Here is a 3,388-nt window from a genome sequence, read left to right as displayed (position 1 = left end):
GTTCGCGCCGTTGCAGCGCGCCGGCAATGTACTCGGCCTGGCGGATCGCCAGCGCCACGATGGTCAGGGTGGGGTTGGACGCCGAACTGGAAGCGAACTGGCTGCCGTCGGAGACGAACAGGTTGGGGATGTCGTGGCTCTGGCCCCAGCGGTTGACCACGCCGTCGCTGGCCTTGGCGCTCATGCGGTTGGTGCCCATATTGTGGCTGGCGGGGTAGGGCGGCATGTCGATCACGCGGGTGGCGCCGACCGCCTCCGACATCTTGCGGAACTGGGCCAGCCCATGGGCGCGCACGGCGGCATCGTTGGGGTGGTCGGTCTTGCTCACGATCGGCACCGGCAGGCCGTACTGGTCCTTCTCGGTGGCGTGCAGGGTGATGCTGTTGCGCTCCTGTGCCAGGTCTTCGCCGCAGACCCAGACACAGCTCATGTGGTCGTACATTTCCAGTGCCGAGGAGACCTCGCGGCCCCAGCCGCCCGGCTTCATGAAGGCGGCGGTGAAGGGCAGGCCCAGCGCCAGTCCTTCCAGGTGATAGCCGCCGAAGAAGCCCCGCTTCGTGTCGAGCCGGGCTTCGTCCGAGACCACCGCCGCCAGCGCGGTGCCGCGGTACATATAGACCGGCTTGCGGTGGATTGCCACGGCCGCCGCGGTGGTGTGGTTCAGGTAGTTGCGGCCAACCTGGCCGGAAGAATTGGCGAGACCCTGCGGGAACTTGCTGCTGGCCGAGTTCAGCAGCAGACGCGGCGATTCGATCGAGTTGCCGGCCACGCAGACGACGCGCGCGCGCTGGAACTGGCGCCGGCCGCGCTCGTCGACATAGAGCACGCCGGTGACCTTGCCGGCGGCGTCGTGCCCGATCTGCAGCACCATGGATTGCGGCCGCAATTCCGCCTTGCCGGTGGCCACGGCACGCGGCACCTCGGTGTAGAGGGTGGACCATTTGGCGCCGATCTTGCATCCCTGCATGCAGAAGCCGATCTGCATGCAGCCCGGGCGGCCGTCATAGGGTTGCGAGTTGACCGCCATCGGCCGCACGATATCCTTGTAGCCGATCTTGCGCGCGCCCGCTGCCAGTACCTTGTAGTGATTGTTCTCGGGCAGCGCCGGCAGGCCGGAGGCGGCGGTGGTGGTCACGCCCATCTTCTTCTCGGCGCGATCGTAGAACGGCGCGAGTTCGTCGTAGGTGATGGGCCAGTCGATCAGGTTGGCGTCCTTCACCGCGCCATAGGTGCTGCGGTTGTGGAAGTCGTGCGGCATGAAGCGCAGCGCCACGCCGGACCAGTGCACCGTGGAGCCGCCCACGCCCTTGACGATCCAGGCCGGCAGGTTGGGGTAGGTCTTGGTGTGATGCCAGCCGCCGGCCGAGATGCGCTTGTCCAGCCACGAAATCTTGTTGAACATCTCCCACTCGTCGTTCTCGAAATCGGCCTGCGTAAAGTGCTTGCCGGCTTCGAGGATCACGCTGCGTACGCCGCGCTGGGCCAGTTCATTGGCGAGCGTGCCGCCGCCCGCGCCGGAACCGATGATGACGACCACGCTGTCGTCTTTGAGGTCGAACTTCGTTGCCATGCTTGTCTCCATGCGCCGCTCCGGGGGGGCGCTTGCCGCAGCCCGGGCGGCTTCTTGTCGGGGGAATGCCGGTACCGGCGGCTCAGAGCCAGTCGATATCGTCGAAGCCGCGGTGCAGGTAGCCGCCTTTCTCCCAGGACGAACCCTCGTAGCCCAGCAGGGGCCACACCGCTTTGTTGTTGTAGAGGCCGGTGACCAGTTCGCCGCGCACTTTCTGGAAGAAGGGTGTGGTCTCGATGGCCTGCAGCAGCGCGACGCGGTCGGCTTCCCTGGTGAGCTCGCCGTAGGGGCGGCCGAAGCGTTCGCGTGCCGACGCATCCAGCGCGGCGACGCCCTGCTGCAGCAGGGCGCGCGTGGCCTTGTCGCCGGCGGCGGATTTCTCCAGCGGGGCGATGGCATCGACGTAGTAGCGGTCGGACAGCTTGTCGTGGGGGAAGATGTCGCGCGATATGGCCACCAGCGTGCGCGCGGTGGCCGGGCCAAGCGCGCGGAACGACGCCGTCATGGCTTCGCGCGGCGGCTGGGCCAGCGCCGCCGGCACGACTGTCACGCCGATCGCGGCAAGGCCGCCGCCGCGCAGGAAGCCCCGGCGCGAGACGGTGGGCTGCTTGCGCAGGATACGCATGGTGGTGCCGGCGCCGGGGCCGGCAGGTTGCGGGGATTTCATCTGTTTTGTCTCCATTCGTTGTGGGACCGCGGCGCGGACGTTGTCCGCTCCTTGTCCCGCTTATTGCTTGTTGCCGGCAGCGACCTCCCGCCGCTTTGTCGCGGCTTGTGGGGCGGTGCCGTTCAGCACGGGCTGGGCACGGCGTGCGGCGGGCCGCAGGCCGGCGCCGGGCGCGCCCTGGGGCGGCCCTGGCCGGGCTCGCCGAGCACGTCGATCAGCATGTGGTGCAGCCGCTCGGCCAGCACCGTGGCCATCAGCGGCGTGCCGAGTTGTTCGGCGCAGGACGTGGTGCAGGCGCGCAGGCGGTCGGCATCGGCGGGATCGCCACCGAGCGCGGCGCATAGCAGCGGCCAATCGGGCGGCGCGATCAGCGTGCCGGAGGTGAGCAGCACGCCGGTACGCCGGCGCACCTGTGCCAGGCCGACGATCTTGCGCTGGCCCACCACTACCTCCCAGGGCGAGAGCCCACCGAAGCACGCCCACTTCAGCGTATCCGCCGGCGGGGCCAGCCGCACTTCCTCCGGCGGCACCGCGTAGGCTGCAATGCCGAGATCGCGCAGCAGCCCGGCGTGCAGCACGCCCAGCCAGCGGTAGCTCGACACCGTACCGGTGCCGACCAGCGCGTGGCCGGCGGGCAGCACGATCGAGGCCGACAGCATCCACGGGCCGGTCAGCACGGCGCCGCCGCCCGAGTCCCGCTGCGCGACCGGGGTGGCGCTGCCTGTCAGGCGCTCGCGCATGGATGACTGCGCGCAGCCCAGCACGATGCCCGGCGCGGCATAGGTCCACAGGCGCACGGCCGGGCGCAGCACCGGCTCCGCCAGGCGGGCCCGGTTCCAGGCTTGTTCTTCGGCGCAGCCTACGCCGCTGGCGAGGAAGGCGGGGGCGAACATCACAGGCCTTCCACGGTTTCCAGCCGCGTCTTGAGATCGGTGAGGAAGCGCGCTGCCGGATAGCCGTCCACCGCGCGGTGGTCGAACACGAGGTGCAGGCCCATCATCGGCGCCACCGCGATCCAGTCGTCCTTGACCACGGCCCGCTTGGCCACGCGCGTCACGCCGAGGATGGCGGCCTGCGGCACATTGAGGATGGGCGTGAAGCTGTCGATGCCGGTCATGCCCAGGTTGGTCACGGTGAAGGTGCCGCGCTGG

4 protein-coding genes are annotated in these 3,388 nt (G+C 69.4%); all 4 read right to left on the bottom strand.

The window, feature by feature from the left end:
• Positions 1 to 1,570 (bottom strand): GMC family oxidoreductase (locus tag P3W85_RS10100; RefSeq protein WP_276264691.1); only part of this gene is annotated, 1,570 nt, incomplete at its 3' end.
• An 82-nt stretch (positions 1,571 to 1,652) separates the two neighbouring features.
• The gene (locus P3W85_RS10095; protein ID WP_276264690.1) at positions 1,653 to 2,237 is read right to left on the bottom strand and encodes a gluconate 2-dehydrogenase subunit 3 family protein; all 585 of its coding nucleotides are present in this window, start codon (positions 2,235 to 2,237) and stop codon (positions 1,653 to 1,655) included.
• A 122-nt stretch (positions 2,238 to 2,359) separates the two neighbouring features.
• Positions 2,360 to 3,130 (bottom strand): lipoate--protein ligase family protein, encoded by a 771-nt coding sequence (locus P3W85_RS10090; RefSeq protein WP_276264689.1) that lies wholly within the window; start codon positions 3,128 to 3,130, stop codon positions 2,360 to 2,362.
• A partial coding sequence (locus tag P3W85_RS10085) for a 2-oxo acid dehydrogenase subunit E2 (RefSeq protein ID WP_276264688.1) occupies positions 3,130 to 3,388 on the bottom strand: 259 nt, incomplete at its 5' end. The genes P3W85_RS10085 and P3W85_RS10090, both read right to left, overlap by 1 nt.

Source organism: Cupriavidus basilensis, assembly GCF_029335485.1.
Taxonomy (GTDB): domain Bacteria; phylum Pseudomonadota; class Gammaproteobacteria; order Burkholderiales; family Burkholderiaceae; genus Cupriavidus; species Cupriavidus basilensis_E.
This window is presented reverse-complemented; position numbering and strand designations above follow the sequence as displayed.